The following is a 16462-nucleotide window of genomic DNA, read 5'->3' as shown; positions in this document are numbered from 1 at the left end:
GCACCGATGCCCCGCGCACCGGTGCAGCGCCGGCCGGGTGTTCCCGCACCGGGTGACCTGGTGCTGATCGATCGTCGGGCGTCGGTGCAGTTCGGCGGTGACCGGGCGCTGTGGCTGCGGGTCAGTTCGGTCTGCGAGAAACCGACGTACCACGGCTGGGTGTGGCTCACCGGCTACTCCACCGACCTGGCCACGGGCAAGGCGCTGGCGCGGCGCGAGGTCTACGTGCAGATCGCCGGACTTCAGATCCAGCGACGCACGCCCGAGAGCGCGCCGCCTCGCAACGTGGCGCCGGTGATGAGGAGACGCCGTGTTTGACGTTCGGGTACGGCTCGGCGCGGTACTGGAGATCGATGCGGCCGACCGCCTCCTGCCGTCGGACGGGCCGGTCACGTTGTGGGTGACCGGGGTCCGGCTGGTGGCCCACCGACCGCCAGACGATGAGTGGATCTGGGTCGAGGGAATCAGGCTCGGTCCGTCCGGCCGCCGGGGTCCGCAGGCGCGGATCCTGGTACGCGCGAGCAAGCTCTCGCCCGCGAGCGCAGCCCGGTGAGCACCTACCTGTCCAATGCCGTACACGACCAGATCCGTGCGGCGCAGGCGCAGCTTGACCAGCACCCACCATCGAGCGCTACGCCGCCTGCGGCTATCCGGGCCGGGTGCTGCTGACGTTCGCTGACTTTCGGCCCGCCGCCCGGCCCAGCCGATCCGGGAAACGCGATTTCACCTGGACAGGAGGGACCGGGAAAGGGACGACCCCCGTCGGGGGGAAAGTGACCTGACGTAGCAGGGAGTGTGATCAAGTGCCGTACCGCGTGGTCAGACGCATCGGTCGTGCCGTCGAGCATGATCGAGTCGGATCACGCGGTACGGCGTTCGCTGACGATCCGCTGACTTTCGGATGACGGGCTACGGGCGTCCGAGGACGACCGGAGGCGCCCGCAGAACGGTCCGCAGCGCGCACAGGGCACCGATGCCCACTCAGCGGACAGGGCCCTCGCCGAACCGGCCACCACTGATCACGGTGTCAGTCTCGATCTCGGCAGCCGTCCACACGTGGGAGCAGAAGTCGTCAACCGCGACACCGCCATTCTTCAGGAGGACGACAGCCAGCGCCGCCAGATCCGCCCGGCGCGAGAGTCGGTAGTTGATCTGCACGGCCCACTCAGGCCGCCGACCGACAGCCTGCTCAAGGTTCGCGATGTCCTCCGGCTCCCAGTCCTGGTACAGGCCGCTCGCCTCATCCATCAGCCAGATGAACAGCCGAGTGCCTGTAGACCAGCCGCCATGGCCCGCTACCGCCAGCTCGTCGAGAAGTCGGACGACCTCTGACCGTGACACAGCAGGGATCACGAAGGCGTTCTCACTCATCCCGGCAAGGTACAAGAACGTCAGTTTGGAAGACCGTTCTCGGCTGTCGTGATCTGTCCGGAACGCCTGGTCGGCGGCGGTGTGCTCGTGCCCGGTCAGACCGCTGCTGACCCTATAGGACACCGGCTACTGGCACGTGGCTGGCACGGCTGCGCGGTGGGCGCGTGGCTGTCCGGTGGTGTTCGGCTTACCGCCCCCGGACTCTCGGGCCGGGGGCGGCTTGCCGTGCCGCCGGCTTTCCGCGCGCCTGGACCCCGGTATCCGGTGGCAAGCCGCGAAGCGGCGCGGCAGCGATCGCCCCGCCCTCGACGGCGGGCGGCCACCCCCGCGATCGTCACGATCTACCGAGTTCACTCGTCGGCGGGGTAGAGCCTGTGCAACCAGTGCTGGAAGTAGGCCGTGACTGCTCTCTGGTCCTGGGGATCGAGTGCCAACCAGCCCTGTGCGGCACTCTTCATCTCGGCCGCCGCGAGACCTGCCTCCGCGGGCTTCCGCTCGGCCCAGTCCGTCAGAGCGCCCCAGACTGCGCATAGCCCACCAGCCAGAGCGCCAACCCACGTCGCACGACCAGAATCGCCCCAAAGCTGCACGGCAATGTCGTACGGATCGTCGGCGGCCAGGAGCTGCGTCGCCAGTGTGTCGACATGCCGCCTGAACGCGGTGATGGTGTCGAAATCCGGGCTGCTCACCCGGCCACGATCACATGGAGCGCTCGAAAGCTCGACACCGCCCACCCTCGCAGGGGGAAGGCCCGCCGTGCCGGCCGATGCCGGCCGGAGGCCGCCAGCAGGCCGAGCGCGGCGGGCCTGCGCCGCGCTTGCGCGGCGCCTTGATGAAAAAGAGAGTATTTCGGCAGTGCCGCGGCTGAAGCGAGCATAGGCCCGGCCATGATTGCCCACACCCTAGTCACCACCGCCCAGTTCGTCCGGCCTGCCCTCGCGGACTCTGTGAATCGCTGTCTTGACGCTTTCTACTAACCACGACGCCGAGTACGACGCCGCCCATTTTGCGAGATCCTCCTGACGCACCCCGCATTCGATAAGCATGCATGCCCGAGTCACCGCGTAAACTGAGTCACTTAGAGCCCGCAGGTCTCTACCTTGGAATCTGCGAGGCACTGGACCAAGGTGAGTAAGGCCGTTCCGCACCTGGGAGACGGCGAAGGCCCACTGGTCTATGTTCCCGGTGATCAGCCTAGTCGCGGCACCCGACTTCGCCGCGAGCTGCCTCATCCGCTTGCGGAGTGTCATCTCATTGGCGTACTGGAACTTGTCCTTTACCCATGGACGATGCTGTTCAGGCACGCTCGCAACGATGGTGCGATAAAGACTATCAAAGTCCTCCTGATCCATTTGAGTGCCGCCATACATGATTCGATGGAAGGCTTCTGATGCGAACGTGACGTTTAGGAACCGATTTTCAGCAAATATTTTCTCGGCACGCTGAACGCTCATCAGCGAGTCCAGGGGTTCCTGAAATCGCTCTGATACGTCGAGCCATCGAGCAACCGACTCGATTCCACCTAGCCCCTCAAAAGTCAGGACCATTTGGTGAGGATGTCTGGCCTTTCGGTCCGCAGGCTTGGTGTAGCGAAGCCAGGGGACCAGGAGCTCGATTTCCTCCTCGCACCCAGCATCCTCGCCCGAAAGTAGCCGTGCGCGAACATCGGGCCGCTGTAGGGTTAGCCGATCCTGGATTGCATGCGCATCCATGCAGAGGGATAGCAGGCTTTGGACTCGTCCGACATCTTTTCTGATTTTGTCGAAGCCCTGGCGCTCGTCGTATGTGATTCGCAGCCTCGGCCAATGACTGAACGTAATGCCTTTGATTTGTTCGACTTCGCGGGACCAGGCGGTGCCGAGAATAATGCGTCCTCTGCTGAACCTCGCCTCCTGGTCTTCCGGAGGATCGTATGTGAACTGGAACTTGGCACCAGGCCCCTCCAGGACGGACGGTTCAATTGACCTCTTCTGCCCGACCCAGGCGTCGAGGTCACCCCACTCCGCTGTTGCCGTCTGAAACCAAAGGTCACCCTCAACAAGATGATGTCCCAAGAAGATCTGATTTACGTGGTATTCACACCTTTGCAGACCCGTCGATCCTCGATTACTCTTGCGCAAGAAGCAACGTTCAAGGGTGACCCTCTTTGAGCCGATCCAGCCGTTAATCCGGGTCGTCTCGCCCGTCTCAGCGCCCGCCCCGTGGTCGAAGATGCCGACGAGTGAGACCGAAGCCCCTTTCTCTGGGTCGAAGCGGAGGCGTCCAGTGAGACTGTCCTCTTCATGACCCGCCAGCCAGAAGATCCCAAGCTCGTCGATCTCTTCCACGGTGGCTCTCCCGTCTCAAAAGTGGGTAGATCGCAGGAGGCTAATTCATAGTAGTGGCGGTGGCAGGCTACAACGGTAGGCAACTACCGGCAACACCGGCGGTAAGAGCTAAAGGATGTCTCGTAACTCGGTGAAGGCGTGTGGGTGGGGCCGCGCAGTCAACGTTAGCCAGCCGGTGAACGACGTTGACCTATCAGGCCCCACGGCCCCACCCACTCGGGTTTGGCTCGGACAGAGCTGTCGGGATGGCGACCATCAGGAACGGGGGCGCATGCGTGTTGGCCGGAGGGTCCAGGGACCCGCTACCTCATCGGGCTCCTGGTAAGTGGCTTAGAGCTGTGCCAACATATGGCTATGGCACTTCCGAAAGCCTGGACCCAGGTTACTGATAGCAAGATCCTGGAGAGTGGGCAAGCATGGGTCTACGAGGTGGCCCGTACGGCGAATCCCGATGGCTCGCGGTTCGCGCTGAAAAAGTTGAAGAACCCGCGGAGGGCCGACCGTTTTCGTCGGGAAGTCGAAGCGATGAGGTCCCTAGCCGCTGCCGGAATTTCTGTTCCCGAAGTGGTCGAGACAGGGATCTTGGAAAAGGGGCGGCCTTACGTGGTCACTCCCTGGTATGCGGGTGGAAGTTTAGAAGACAAGGTCATCGACAAAGCATTCGTGGCGGATCCAATCGCAGGACTAAGAGTCTTGATCGACATCGCAATAGTGCTCGATCAGATTCACAAGGCGGGATTCGCGCATCGCGACCTCAAGCCCTCAAACATCCTTCTCGATGGCCACTCAATCATTGTCGCCGACTTTGGCTTGGCCCTTCCGGTGGACGACGATGCGACTCGACTGACCGCGACAACAGAGGGAGTAGGGTCTCGCTTTTACATAGCGCCAGAAAATGAATCAGGAATCAATCTCGACCTCGATCAAAGGCCAGCCGATTTTTATGCTTTCGCTAAAGTAATCTATGCTCTATTGGCGGGTCGTCAGCCCAGGGCGGGGATGGGGCAACTCCAGGAAGGGCATCGGCTGGAGCAACTTACTGCGACCCCCAACCTTGAGATTCTTTCGGCGCTCCAGAAAGATCTCTTAAATCCGGACCCCCGCGCACGGCTGCAGCAATGGGCGGTCGTCATTCGCGAGTTAGAGGCTGCCGAGGCAAGCTTTCATAGCCCTAAGTCAAGGGAACCGGAAACGGAAGACGTTGTTCAACTAGCAATGCTGGCTGCGCGGCGCTACGCGGCCTCGCGCCAAGCCCTTTCCTCTGATGAAGCCAACCGCCAAAAAGAGGATCGAAGGCAGCTCGTTGAGTCAATCAACCAAAGCATGCGCAGCGGATTTCATGCTTGGACTCAGCAAGTGAGTAGGCTAAACGACCAGCTCGGCACAACAGTGCTTGTAGCTTGCTCAAGCGGAGGCTTTAGCCTGAAGCAGTTCCTCGAATATGAAGCTATTCAGGACTTTCTTGAAAGGCGCGGCGTGCCCTTCAAGGAAGAAAGTGAAAGCAATCCTCAATTTAGTGGAGGCAGCCCGGCACTCTTCCACGTGCAACTAGACCTACCACCACTGAGCGAGACCTTAGCTCTGGCCGGATTCCCTTTTGTGGTTGGCATGTCGGTGTGGTTCCTGAGACTACCTATTTTCGCATCTTACGGCCCTGACCCCAGAAAGCTTATCCCGACTAACCTCTTGGAGGAGTTCGGGGACGCAAGTGGCCCGTTCAGGATTGGACTGACAAGCACCGTTCGTCAAGCGGAGGAGTTCGGCCAATCCTGCGGACGACTGGGAATTAGACTTGTGACTCGATTCCTCTCCGACCCAACGGGTCGCCTCGTTGCCTTAGTCTCGATTTAAAGCACTCCACCTTCGTGGCTGCCTAAGTCCTTGGATTCAAGCCGAATGGTCTATGCAGATGGATATCCCTGGCCGGTGCAGTGAAAGCTAGCCGCAGAACCAACGCCGGAATCTGCTGTATCAGCGTCCGGGCAGCCTCGAAAGGTAGAGACAATCTCAGCGGGCGCTATCCGCACGCCTGACGAAGTCGCTCGACGGCAGCGAAGATTTGCTGTTCGGGACCAGGGCGGCTCGGTCGCCACTCAACAAGAAGGGGTCGGACGATATCAATAAGTCTCAAGAGGTCCCCCGCGCTCGCCGGCTCGGGCAGCGCCTCAAGTGCAGCCACGGCCGCCAAGGTCGCCTGGTACCGGTGAGCGTTTGTGGGCGTGTCCTGCCAGCTGGGCGTTTGCCGCCACTCTCGCACGCGCTCGTACACCTCGGCGGCGGCGGCTCGGATGAGGGCTGCTTGCTGGCGAGGTGCTGGTCCGGTGCGGGTGTCGGGGCGGTCGGCGGGTTCCTGCGGCGGCGTGTCGGCGTCGCGCATGGCGGCGATCGTACCGGCGCCATGATCGGAACTGCTCGTGCGCGTGCCTGGGCGATGAAGGCGGGAGTCAGCCAGCGGGCTCGTGCCACTCCGGGGCGAGGATGGAGTAGAGCAGGGAGTCGCGCCAGGCGCCGTTGGTGAAGACGTGGTCGCGGAGGCGGCCTTCGTACTGCATGCCGAGCCGTTTGACGACGGCGATCGAGGCTGCGTTGTCGGGGCCGATGGCGGCGGTGATGCGGTGAAGCTTCAGCACTCGAAAGCCGTAGTCGACGATGGTGCGGGCGGCGTCAGTGGCGTAGCCGTGGCCCCAGTGGTCGGCGCCGATGGCGTAGCCGAGTTTGGCGGCTTGGTGGCCGGTGAGTCCGAGGCGGGCGAACCCGATCATGCGGTCTGCGGCGTCTGCCACGGCTAGGTAGTACTCGTTGCGGGGATCGAGCTGCGCCCGGGTCACGGCGCCTTCGATCATCGCGACGGCGGTGGCGTGGTTGCGGCTGTCGAAGGAGAGCCAATGGGTGACGCGGTCGTCGCCGATGATCGCCAAAGCGTCGGCCGCGTCATCGGGTCGCAGATCGCGGAGGGTGATGACGCGGCCGGGGATGGTGATCGGGTACATGCGCTGATGGTGCCTTATCGAGGGAGGGCGTTGGCGGGGGTGTGGGTGAAGTGTTCGATGCCGTCGATGAGGTCGCGGGCGTCGTCGGCGTGTCCGGCGCGGGTGATGGCTTGGTGAACGCGTCGGACGGAGTGAACGATGCCGTTGATGCGCTGGTCGGAGGGGAGTTCGAGGACGGGGGCGAGGGCGTCTTCGGCGGCGTCGAGTTCCCCGTTGGCGACCCGGGCGATAGCCAAGTTGGTGTGTGAGCCGGCCTGGTCGCCGAAGGCCCATGCGGGGTCGTAGCGGTCCGAGTACGCCTGGACGGCTTGCAGGGCGTAGCGCTCGGTGGTGACGGCCTCGCCGGGCAGCCAGGCAAGGGCGTCGCTGGCGTAGTAGAGGGTGCGGGGCTGGTTGAAGGTGCAGATGCCGCCCATCTCGTCCATCTCGTCGGGCCGTACCCGGGACCAGGCGTCTTCGGCCTCGTGGATGGCTGCCTTGGCCTGGTCTGCGTTGCCGAGTGCGGCGTAGGCGCGGGCGGCGCTGGCGGGTAGCCAGACGGCGGAGGTGCCGCCCGCTTGGGTGGCGTACTCGCGTCCGGCCTCGGCGTAGCGGACGGCTTCGGCGTACCGGCCAGCCCAGTAGGCGACCAGGGATTGCAGGCCGCGGAGCCAGGCTTGCAGGCCGGGGTGTCCAGCCTGGTCCGCGCAGAGGACAGCGGTCCGGGCTTGCAGCATGGCGGAGTGCGGGTCGGCCATGTCGTGCGAGACCTTTGCGAGTAGTCCGCTGGTGATGCCGGCAAGAAAGTGCAGGTCACGCGACTGTGTCGGCTGTTGGCGGCGTTCGAGCAGGGTGAACAGGGTGTCTTGGGTTTCGACGAGATCCGGCAGGATCTGGCTGATCGGGCGTTGCGGGTAGGCCAGGGCGAGGCGCTGCACGTCCTCGGTGAGCTGGGTGATGGCTGCCGGGGAGGTGGACTCGGCGGCGAGCATGGCGTACTGGCGGGCGCGTTGTGCAGCCATGGCGAGGAGGTTCCTTTCCGGGCCGGCGCCGAAGGGCTCGACAATGAGCTGTCGGCCCGGCGCAGGGGTCAACTGGTGGGGTGCCCAGGGACGCTGCAACTCATCGACGGGCTTTCCGAACATGGCCTGCAACGCCCGCCGCGTGGCTGGGGTCGATGAGGCCAGGTCCCGTTCGCCGCGTGCCAGCCGTCCGAGGTGCCGGGCGCTGATCGCCGCGCGGGGGTCCATGCGACTGAACTCGTCGGCCAGTTCCTCGTACGTACGGTCGCTTTGCTGGATCAGGTACTCCAGCACGGTGCGAGGTTCGCGGCGGTCTCGGGCCATCGTCGATGCCTTCCTGATGGGCTATCTCCACGCTCGCCTGTCGGAGGTCCTGAACTCAACGCAGGTCCTCATGGTGTCCGCTCGATGTCCGTCAGAGGTGCAGATTCGGTCCTCGATCGGTCTCCACCACCGGGTGTTCTATCTCCACCATGGACGTCTCACCCACCGCAATTGTGCATGTACTGGCCGCTGACGTGCATGCGCCGGCCGGGCATCGGCGCGGACGGTCTCGTGCCGGTGCGGTCGTAGCCGTGGCGTCGGACGGTGTTCGTGTCCTGCGGTGCGTCGAGGCGGTCCGGCCGAGCCGCGGCCCTCATCGGGCTTCGCCGGCTGTGGTCGCCTGCTCCGGATGTGAAGGGCGGGGATGGAAGCTTGCCAGTCCTCGGCGCTCGCTCCGGGCGCCGAGCGACCCGACCCGCCTGCAACGGCGGGACTGCCCGGACTGCGCTGGCACCGGTAGGCAGCCGCGACCGGTGACGATCCTCCCGGCTGAGGTCGCGTCCTGAGCAGGGTGCCGGGGCAGGTGCCGGCAGGCGAATCGCGGTGTCGGCCGTCGCCAGAGCCCGCCTGCCTCGGCGCCCATCCACATCGTCGGGTGAGGGTGGGGAATCGATGAAGTTGAAGCCAGGTGACGTCGTGCATGTCGGCGCTGATGCGTCGGTGCAGTTCGGTGGTGAGCGGTCGCTGATCTTCCGCGTCATCAAGGTCTGCGATCAGCCGACGTACCACGGGTGGGTGTGGCTGACCGGCTACGTCCTGGACCGGGCCGGCAATGCCATAGACCGGCGAGAGATCTACGTGCAACGCGCGGGTCTATGGCTTCTTACTCCCGCTGCGACCGTGGACGTCGGACGCCTACCACCAAACCTTTCGGGCCAGGCAATGCGGGGCGGATCGGGCCCGGAAAGGCAAGAACGAAGGTCTGAGCTGTAGGAGGCAACGGTGACCACTCACGCAGTGGGCATGTTCCGGGCAACCCGACGGCTGGCCCGGCTCTGCCCGGAGCAGGTGAGGCGGATGCGCTTCCGTCGGACGAGATTCGGGCGACGCGGCCTGGCCGAGGAGCACGTCTACGCCTTCCTCCGCGCCGTCGTCGACGAGCTGATCGCCAGAGACGCCGTGGAAGCAAGCCTTCGCGCGGAGAACGCGCGACTGAAGGGTGCATTGCGCGACTGGCAGAGCAGCTTCGCGCCCAGGCCCGGCCGGTGGTGAACGCGGGACGATGGACAGAACCTGAGCAGCGCAGATAGCCTGTTGACAAGCTGAGTTGCCGTCTGGGGTGAAACGGTGCCGATCGAAGTTGCGCCGCCGAAGTACGTCGTGATCGTCAACGCGGTGCAGCAACGCATCGAAGACGGCACGTACCCGCCAGGCTCGATGCTGCCCAGCGAAACCGAACTGGTCCGCGAGTTCGGCGCCTCCCGGCCGGTCGTCGTTCGAGCCCTGGACCTGCTACGTCAAGACGGCTGGATCGACAGCCGGCAGGGCAAGGGCCGATTCGTCCTCGGTCGGCCTGCCAGCCCCGACCAGCGACAGCGAGAACGCCGCTACGCGGTGCTGGAAGACGACGAGCGTGCCGGCTCCACCCTGCTCGCTGCGGGCGAGATGCCCGCCCCGCCACGCGCAGCAGCAGCCCTGAACCTGGAGCCAGGTACGCCGGTCGTCGCGCGCCGTCGTGTTATCGCGATCGACGGCGTCGGCCCGGTCGAACTCGGCACGGCCTACCTACCCGCCGACCTAGCCGACGGTACCGGGGTCGGCAGTGCCGACGTTCTTCCCGAAGGACTGCTTCGGCACGTGGCGTCCCGTAAGCGCGTGCGCTTCGACCACGTCAGCGAGCGGATATCGGCCCGCCTCCCCGACGCCGAAGAGGCGCAGCTCTTGCAGATCGGCGAGGGCGACTCGGTGCTGACCGTGCTCCTCTCCGTCTGCGACCGGACCGGCAAGCCGCTGCTAGCCGTGGACCTTGTCCTCCCGGCCTCCAGGCACGACCTCGAAGACGTCTATCCACTCGACTGAACCAGGTAGATACATCACTTGACAAGTCAAGTTGGCGGCACTTACTTTTGAAGCCACTTAACAAGTCAAGTGGTTGAGTTGACTTGTGGACTGGAGGTCACGCGTGGTTCCGATGACGTTGAAGGTGCCGGTCCCGTCCGAGTACGTGTTCCCCGCCGGGGCGCTCTGCCTCGGGGTGTCGCCGCAGGTCGATTTTGAGCGGCGTGGTGAGGCGGACAACCAAGCGCGGGACAAGGAAACCGGGGAGCGGGTCTGGGTGGTGCGGGTGATGGACCTGGACCCGGAGGCCGGGAAGTTCGGTCGCTCGACCGAGGTGAAGGTGAAGGTGGTCGCGGCACAGCAGCCGGTGCCGCCGCCGTCGACGGTGCCGGGTTACCCGCCGGCGGTGGAGTTCGAGGGCTTGACCCTGACGCCGTATGTGGATTCGCAGCGATGCAAGCCGGGCCGTTCCTCGGGTGACTGCCGTTCGCGGATGGCGTATTCGCTGCGGGCGACGGCTATTCGTCCGGCGTCGGTGGTGCCGGGTTCGGTGGCTGCCTGACCGGTTGTTGTTTGGCGCGCGGGGCGGGTCGTTTCCCCGCCAAGAGTCCCGGCCCGTCCCCGCGCTCTCCCATCCCTCACCTGATGAAGGAGGGCGTAATGCCCACCGTAGTTCACCCTGCCCTGATCGCTGCCGTGCCGCTGCTGGTCGGCGCGGTGGCCGTCCTCTGTCGTACGCGTCTCTCTGGTCTTCGGCACGCCTACCGGGAGGTGCAGGCGGCCATCAGGTCGGCGCTGCGCCTGTCGCCGGCTCCGGCGGTGGTCTGTGCGATCCGCTGCCCTCGGTGCCGGCGGTGGGTGAAGCCGCGTCGGTTCGACGTGCGGCGCATGTCGTGCCGGACCTGCATCGGCACTCTCGGCCGTGGTCGTCGTGGTCAGGGTGGTGACCTGTGCCTCTGATCAACATCATTCCGGGGGACAAGATCCCCGTCGCGCCGATGAACGTGCGCCTTCCCGCGTGGCGGATTCCGGGCTGGCTGCTGGTGTTCTGGTGGCTGGCCCGGGGCCTGTTCCGCCTGGTGGTGTTGGCGGTCCGCTATTGGTGGATCTCCGTCCCGACCGTCCTGGCTCTGTGGACTCGGGCCGAGTTCGGCGGCCGGGTTCTCGCCGCTGTGACGCTCGGCCTCGCCGCTGTGTGCCTGTGCTGGTGGCGGCTACATCCGGTGTCGTGGCTGCGGTTCGGCTGGTACCCGATCGTCAGCCGGGTCCGCGCTGCGGTGGTGTATCGGCGGCGATGGGCGTCGGTCATGTCCACATGCGGGCTGGCGACCGTCTTCGCCGGTGACCGCTACGTGCCACGACTGCTCAAGGTGCGCTGTGACCGGTTCGGCGATGAGGTGACGGTCCGGATGTTGCCAGGGCAGATCCCCGATGACTGGGGGCAAACCGCGGAACGCCTCGCCTACGCGTTCCGCCTGCGTACCGGTCAGGCGCGGTCCACCGACCGCCCCGACCGAGTCGTGGTCCGCTTCCAACGCCGTGACCCCCTCGCTGGTGTCGTGGCACCGCTGCCGGTGGCCGAGGTGCCGGACCTGGACGGGCTTGCCCTCGGTGTCGGTGAGGACGGGCAGCCGTATCGGCTGCGGCTTGCCGGGTCGCATGTGCTGATCGCGGGTGCGACGGGGGCGGGCAAGGGATCGGTGTTGTGGTCGCTGATCCGCTCCCTGGCCGGCGGTATCCGGTCGGGGTTGGTGGAGCTGTGGGCGTTCGACCCGAAGGGCGGGATGGAGTTGGCGGCGGGGGTGCCGCTGTTCGCCCGGTTCGCCTACGACGACCCCGACAGCATGGCCGGCGTCCTGGACGAAGCCGTCAAACGCATGCGCCTGCGGGCGGCCCGGCTGCGTGGGGTCACCCGTCAGCATGTGCCGACCGTCGACGAGCCGCTGATTGTTCTGGTGATCGACGAGCTGGCCGCGCTGACCGCCTACATCACGGATCGGAAGGTCCGCGACCGGATCAAGGAATCCCTCGGCCTCCTGCTGTCGCAGGGCCGTGCGGTCGGGGTCCATGTGGTGGCGGCGTTGCAGGACCCACGCAAAGACGTACTGCCGTTCCGCGACCTGTTCCCCACCCGCATCGGCCTGCGGCTGACCGAACCCGAGCAGGTGGACATGGTCCTCGGCGACGCCGCCCGCGACCGAGGAGCCCTCTGCGACCGCATCCCCGAATCAGCACCAGGCGTCGGGTTCGTCGTCCTCGACGGCGTCCGCGAACCCGTCCGGGTCCGCTTCGCCTACCTCACCGACGACGACATCCGCCACCTCGGCCGCACCTACCGCCGGCTCGACGACACCGACCAGCAGGAGGTGACCGCGTGAAGACCAACACCGAACGAGTCGAGGGCGTCGTCCTGGTGCTCATCGTCCTGACCGTCGGCGGACTCGCCGGGGCGGCATCGTTCACCCACGTCCACGACTGGACCATGGCCAACTCCCCGGCCGGCACCGGAGACTGGTTCGGCTGGGCCAACGCCGCCATCTCCGAACTCCTGCCCCTCGCCGCGCTGCTCACCATCCGGCGACGCCGCCGCACCGGCGGACCGATTGGCTACCCGATGTTCCTGCTCGTCTGCGCCGTCGCCCTGTCCCTGGCCGCGCAACTCGCCGTCGCCAAACCCGGCCTGTCCGGGTGGCTGCTCTCAGCCGTGCCCGCGCTGGCATTCCTCGGACTGTCCAAACTCGTCTTCTCCACCACCCCTTCGGTTGCGGTGCCTGTCGACAAACAGGCAGACGCCGACGGCTGGGGCAACGTGCCGCCCGGAGCCGACCCCGTGGACGACCAGGCGTCGGCGGACATCAACGAGGGCCAGGCGGTGACCGTCGCCCTGGAGGCCACCGACGAGCAGCCTCGGCCGGCCCTTCGCTCGGTCCTCCCGATGCCGGTGGAGCGGCGGCCGGGACTGGTGCCGGTGCCAGCGGCGGCGTTCGCATCCCGCAACGGCAGCGTCTTCGGCGGGGAGCGTGACCGGTGAACCAACTGGAACTCATCTCCACCACAACGCCGGCCGTCGAGCAGCCTCGCCCGGGATCTCGGGCGGACCGGATGCGCAAACCCCTCGCGAAGGACGCGCTCAAACAGCTCGCCGAACAGCACGGCGTCTGCGTCCGTCCGCTAGCCCTGCGCCGCACCGACACCGCCACCGGTGTAACCGAGGTCGTCGAGGTGCCCTGCGGCGCGACCCTCGCCGTCAAGTGCAAGCCGTGCGCGGAGCGAGGCCGGCGGCTGCGTATTCAGCAGATCCGGGAAGGCTGGCACCTGGCCGACGAACCCGCCGTCCGGCCCGACAAGCCCGGTGAAGACGTCCTTGCGCTGATGCGGGTGCGGGCGCACCTGGAGTTCGAACGGGAAGCACTGCACTACCAGCCGATGACCCCCGACGAGCGGGCCGCGCAGATCGCTGACGTGGACGCCGCGATCGCGGAGCTGGACGAAGCCCTCGCCGAAACCAGCCTGCGCGGGCACCTCACCCCCAGAGACCGCGACGAACGGCCCCGACGCAAGCGGTCGACCCGGCGACGGCAGGACTCCCCAGACCTGCCCCGGCTACCCGTCGACCCGCGCACGGTCGGCCGCGCCTACTCGGGCAAGGCAGGCAAGACCCACCGTCCGTCGATGCTCGTCACGCTCACCCTGGGCTCGCACGGACCGGTCCACTCCCACCTGCGGCGCGGCGCCTACGTGGCCCCCTGCGAGTGCGGCACCCGGCACGGCCCCCACGATGACGTGCTCGGCACACCGGTCGACCCGGCCAGCTACGACTACCGGCGCGCGGCACTCGACGCGATCCACTTCGCGAGGGTCCTCGACCGGTGGTGGCAGAACGTCCGCCGGGCCGCCGGCTGGAACGTCCAATACGCCGGAGCCGTAGAGCTGCAACGCCGCCTCGCCCCACACGCCCACTTCGCCATCCGTGGCACCCTGCCCCGGCGCCTGCTCAAGCAGATCGCCGCCGCCACCTACCACCAGGTGTGGTGGCCACCCTTCGACGCCCTCGTCTACCCGGTCGACAAGCCCCCCGTCTGGGACGTCGACCAGCAGGCATACGTCGACCCGAAGACCCGTCAGCCGCTGCCCACCTGGGGCGAAGCCCTCGACGCCCTGGAAGAACCCGACAGCCGCCCGGCTTACGTCGCCCGCCTCGGCCGCATCGACGCCCGCGGCATCGAGCAAGGCACCAAGGACGCCGAACGGTCAATCCGCTACGTGACCAAGTACGTCACCAAAGACCTGACCGACCAAGCCAAGCCGCGCTCGGAGGCGCAGAAGGCACACTTCGACCGCCTCCACGCGGAACTCGCTGTCCTGCCGTGCTCCCCAACCTGCGCCAACTGGCTGCTCTACGGCGTCCAGCCCGACGGGGTCAAGGCGGGCTTGACCCCCGGCCGCTGCACCGGGAAGGTCCACCAGCGCTCCACGCTCGGCTTCACCGGCCGGCGGGTGCTGGTTTCCCGGCAGTGGTCGGGAAAGACACTGGCCGACCACCGTGCGGACAACCGGGCCTGGGTGCGGGCAATCATCGCCGGCAGCATGGCCGACACCGACGAGCACGACCAGGCCGCCGACGAGGCAGACGGACCGAACCGCTACCGGTTCGAACTCGCCCGACCCGAAGACCCCGACGTGCCACCACTGGAACACCGCCTCCTGCGCGCCATATCCGCCCGCATTCGCTGGCGCGCTGACCTCGACACCGCACGGCTGCGAACAGCCGCCGCTGTTTCGGCAACCAACCAACCCGCCGCGCTCGCGGCCTGATCTCCTGGGGAGGAAATCTTGTCCATCGTCGTGCCGTTCGTGCCTCGGCAGGCCGGGTCTCGTGCTGGCGAAGTCACCCCCGGCGATTGCCCGCCCCGGCCGGTTCGAGCCGTCTACACGGTCAAGGAAGTGGCAGCGATGCTGTCCCTGTCGGTCAGCTCGGCCTATGCCCTGGTTCGGGCGGGGCAGATCCCCGCCGAGCGGCTGGGGCGGCGCTGGGTGGTCCCCCGTAGCCGTTTCCACGCCTGGCTGGACGGTGCCTCCGGCGGGCTTTCGGCAACGGGTACCGATGCGCCGCGCGGAGGCTGGTGACCGTGGGCTTCGTCAGCAAGACGCCAGCCGGGACGTATCGAGCGAACTGGCGGGACTCGGCCGACCGACAGAAAGCGAAGACGTTCCGCACCAAGAAGGAGGCGAACGCCTTCCTAGCTGAGGTGGAGGGCGCGATCAACCGGGGCACGTATATCGACCCGCACGCGGGGCGGATGCGCTTCGGCGAGTTCGTGACGCGCTGGCTGGCCGGGCGGTCGGTGGAGGCGCGGACGGCAGAGCGGACGGATTCCATGCTGCGGACTCACCTGCTGCCGCAGTGGGCGGACTGGCCTTTGGCAAAGATCGACTACCTGGCGGTACAGGAGTGGGTGACCAACCTTGGCCGGACTCTGGCGCCGTCGACGACGGCGAAGCACCTCGGGCTGCTGTCGATGATCATGCAGACGGCGATCCGGGCGCGCCTGATCGCGGTGAACCCGTGCGAGGGGGTGCGGGTGCCGCGTAACCGGGCGCGGGAGGCTCGCGCTGGCACGGTCAGCCGGGAGGCGTTCTTCGGTCGGCTGCTGCCCGCCGTGCCGGCCGAGCACCGGGGGATCGTCTGCGCCGCCGCCGGGGCGGGGTTGCGCTGGGGTGAGTGCGCGGGCCTGCCGTGGGAGGCGGTCGACCTCGATCGAGGGCTGCTGCACGTCGCCCAGGTGGCGGTGGAGACCCACGGCGGAATCGTGCTGCGGGCGTACCCGAAGACTCGGGCCGGCGTGCGGACGGTGCCGATGCCGCCGTTCCTCGTCGACGAGCTGCGGCGGCGGCGCGGGGCCGGCTCGCCGGACGGCCGGGCGTTGGTCTTCGCTGACCGGGACGGCGGGCCGCAGCGGCGGTCGAACTTCCGGCGGCGGGTGTGGCTGCCGGCGCTGGTGCGGGCCGGGCTGCTCGGCCGGGTCGCCGAGGTGTCGCCGGGCCGGTGGCTGGCGGTGTGGCCGGATCGGGACGGCCGGGAGCAGCGGGCGGAGTTCGCCACGGAGGCGACGGCGGTGGCGCACGCGGCAGCCTCGGCGGTCGGCGGGCTGCGGTTCCACGACCTGCGGCACTCGTACATCACGTGGCTGGTGACGGACGGGGTGCCGGTCAACGTGGTCCGGCGGGTGGTGGGGCACGAGAAGGCGTCGACGACGCTGGATCGGTACACGCACACGCCCGAGGACTACGCCGACCGGGTCCGGCTGACGTTCGCTGACGATTCGCTGACTTTCCGCCTCTCGCCCGGCTCGACGGCCCCGGAGAACACGCCTTCACCTGCGCCGGAGGGGGACCGGGAAAGGGACGACCCCCGTCGGGGGGAGACGGGGGTCGTCGGGAGGTTCGGCTC

General features: G+C 67.0%; 18 protein-coding genes. 12 read left to right on the top strand and 6 right to left on the bottom strand.

Annotated features, from left to right (window positions below; all coding sequences use genetic code 11):
- Both E1182_RS21400 and E1182_RS21395 read left to right on the top strand, forming a co-directional pair.
- Positions 1-318: hypothetical protein (locus E1182_RS21400; RefSeq protein ID WP_243706352.1), on the top strand; the 318-nt coding region annotated here is incomplete at its 5' end.
- Positions 311-553, top strand: a complete 243-nt coding sequence (locus E1182_RS21395) for a hypothetical protein (RefSeq protein WP_132268148.1) — start codon at positions 311-313, stop codon at positions 551-553. The genes E1182_RS21400 and E1182_RS21395, both read left to right, overlap by 8 nt.
- Positions 554-981: 428 nt before the next feature.
- Here E1182_RS21395 and E1182_RS21390 read toward each other — a convergent pair whose 3' ends face one another.
- From E1182_RS21390 to E1182_RS21375, 3 genes are all read right to left on the bottom strand, one after another.
- On the bottom strand, positions 982-1371 hold the full coding sequence (locus E1182_RS21390; protein WP_132268146.1) for a hypothetical protein: 390 nt from the start codon (positions 1369-1371) through the stop codon (positions 982-984).
- 350 nt (positions 1372-1721) lie between these two features.
- Positions 1722-2060 carry a hypothetical protein gene (locus E1182_RS21380; RefSeq protein ID WP_132268141.1) on the bottom strand — a complete coding sequence of 113 codons (339 nt, stop codon included), beginning with the start codon at positions 2058-2060 and terminating at the stop codon, positions 1722-1724.
- Positions 2061-2273: 213 nt separating this feature from the next.
- Positions 2274-3698 carry a HEPN domain-containing protein gene (locus E1182_RS21375; protein ID WP_132268138.1) on the bottom strand — a complete coding sequence of 475 codons (1425 nt, stop codon included), beginning with the start codon at positions 3696-3698 and terminating at the stop codon, positions 2274-2276.
- A gap of 354 nt (positions 3699-4052) precedes the next feature.
- Between E1182_RS21375 and E1182_RS21370 the strand changes: the two genes are divergently transcribed.
- The gene (locus E1182_RS21370) at positions 4053-5549 is read left to right on the top strand and encodes a protein kinase (protein WP_165942679.1); all 1497 of its coding nucleotides are present in this window, start codon (positions 4053-4055) and stop codon (positions 5547-5549) included.
- Positions 5550-6142: 593 nt separating this feature from the next.
- On the opposite strand, the gene E1182_RS21365 is transcribed toward E1182_RS21370, so the two are convergent.
- The gene (locus E1182_RS21365) at positions 6143-6688 is read right to left on the bottom strand and encodes a GNAT family N-acetyltransferase (protein ID WP_132268134.1); all 546 of its coding nucleotides are present in this window, start codon (positions 6686-6688) and stop codon (positions 6143-6145) included.
- 14 nt (positions 6689-6702) lie between these two features.
- Positions 6703-7983, bottom strand: coding sequence for a hypothetical protein (locus E1182_RS21360; RefSeq protein ID WP_243706351.1), 1281 nt, complete (start codon positions 7981-7983; stop codon positions 6703-6705).
- A gap of 642 nt (positions 7984-8625) precedes the next feature.
- Between E1182_RS21360 and E1182_RS32380 the strand changes: the two genes are divergently transcribed.
- The 4 genes from E1182_RS32380 (at position 8626) to E1182_RS21340 (ending at position 10573) form a co-directional block, all read left to right on the top strand.
- On the top strand, positions 8626-8946 hold the full coding sequence (locus E1182_RS32380; protein WP_243706350.1) for a hypothetical protein: 321 nt from the start codon (positions 8626-8628) through the stop codon (positions 8944-8946).
- Between the two features lie 9 nt (positions 8947-8955).
- Positions 8956-9225 carry a DivIVA domain-containing protein gene (locus E1182_RS21350; protein WP_243706349.1) on the top strand — a complete coding sequence of 90 codons (270 nt, stop codon included), beginning with the start codon at positions 8956-8958 and terminating at the stop codon, positions 9223-9225.
- 108 nt (positions 9226-9333) lie between these two features.
- Positions 9334-10032, top strand: a complete 699-nt coding sequence (locus E1182_RS21345; RefSeq protein ID WP_243706348.1) for a GntR family transcriptional regulator — start codon at positions 9334-9336, stop codon at positions 10030-10032.
- A 112-nt stretch (positions 10033-10144) separates the two neighbouring features.
- A complete protein-coding gene (locus tag E1182_RS21340; protein WP_207921469.1) occupies positions 10145-10573 on the top strand; it encodes a hypothetical protein in 429 nt (142 codons plus the stop codon).
- A 199-nt stretch (positions 10574-10772) separates the two neighbouring features.
- Here E1182_RS21340 and E1182_RS31225 read toward each other — a convergent pair whose 3' ends face one another.
- On the bottom strand, positions 10773-10919 hold the full coding sequence (locus E1182_RS31225; protein WP_165942678.1) for a hypothetical protein: 147 nt from the start codon (positions 10917-10919) through the stop codon (positions 10773-10775).
- Positions 10920-10961: 42 nt separating this feature from the next.
- On the opposite strand from E1182_RS31225, the gene E1182_RS21330 reads away from it, so the two are divergent.
- From E1182_RS21330 to E1182_RS32375, 5 genes are all read left to right on the top strand, one after another.
- The gene (locus E1182_RS21330; protein WP_132268121.1) at positions 10962-12389 is read left to right on the top strand and encodes an FtsK/SpoIIIE domain-containing protein; all 1428 of its coding nucleotides are present in this window, start codon (positions 10962-10964) and stop codon (positions 12387-12389) included.
- Entirely contained in the window at positions 12386-13042 is a 657-nt protein-coding gene (locus E1182_RS21325; protein WP_132268119.1) for a DUF2637 domain-containing protein, read from the top strand. The genes E1182_RS21330 and E1182_RS21325 overlap by 4 nt, the downstream gene beginning before the upstream one ends.
- Positions 13039-14826 (top strand): replication initiator, encoded by a 1788-nt coding sequence (locus tag E1182_RS21320; protein WP_132268116.1) that lies wholly within the window; start codon positions 13039-13041, stop codon positions 14824-14826. Before E1182_RS21325 ends, E1182_RS21320 begins: the two co-directional genes overlap by 4 nt.
- Positions 14827-14844: 18 nt before the next feature.
- Positions 14845-15138, top strand: a complete 294-nt coding sequence (locus tag E1182_RS21315; RefSeq protein WP_243706347.1) for a helix-turn-helix domain-containing protein — start codon at positions 14845-14847, stop codon at positions 15136-15138.
- On the top strand, positions 15135-16462 hold a 1328-nt coding region (locus E1182_RS32375), incomplete at its 3' end, for a site-specific integrase (protein ID WP_243706346.1). The genes E1182_RS21315 and E1182_RS32375, both read left to right, overlap by 4 nt.

Source organism: Micromonospora sp. KC721 (assembly GCF_004348355.1).
Classification (GTDB): domain Bacteria; phylum Actinomycetota; class Actinomycetes; order Mycobacteriales; family Micromonosporaceae; genus Micromonospora.
This window is presented reverse-complemented; position numbering and strand designations above follow the sequence as displayed.

Coding starts and splice junctions, on each gene's coding strand:
- E1182_RS21390 (WP_132268146.1), bottom strand. CDS start 1,371: ATGAGTGAGAACGCCTTCGTGATCCCTGCTGTGTCACGGTCAGAGGTC.
- E1182_RS21340 (WP_207921469.1), top strand. CDS start 10,145: ATGACGTTGAAGGTGCCGGTCCCGTCCGAGTACGTGTTCCCCGCCGGG.
- E1182_RS32380 (WP_243706350.1), top strand. CDS start 8,626: ATGAAGTTGAAGCCAGGTGACGTCGTGCATGTCGGCGCTGATGCGTCG.
- E1182_RS21365 (WP_132268134.1), bottom strand. CDS start 6,688: ATGTACCCGATCACCATCCCCGGCCGCGTCATCACCCTCCGCGATCTG.
- E1182_RS31225 (WP_165942678.1), bottom strand. CDS start 10,919: ATGCAGGTCCGGCACGACATGCGCCGCACGTCGAACCGACGCGGCTTC.
- E1182_RS21370 (WP_165942679.1), top strand. CDS start 4,053: ATGGCACTTCCGAAAGCCTGGACCCAGGTTACTGATAGCAAGATCCTG.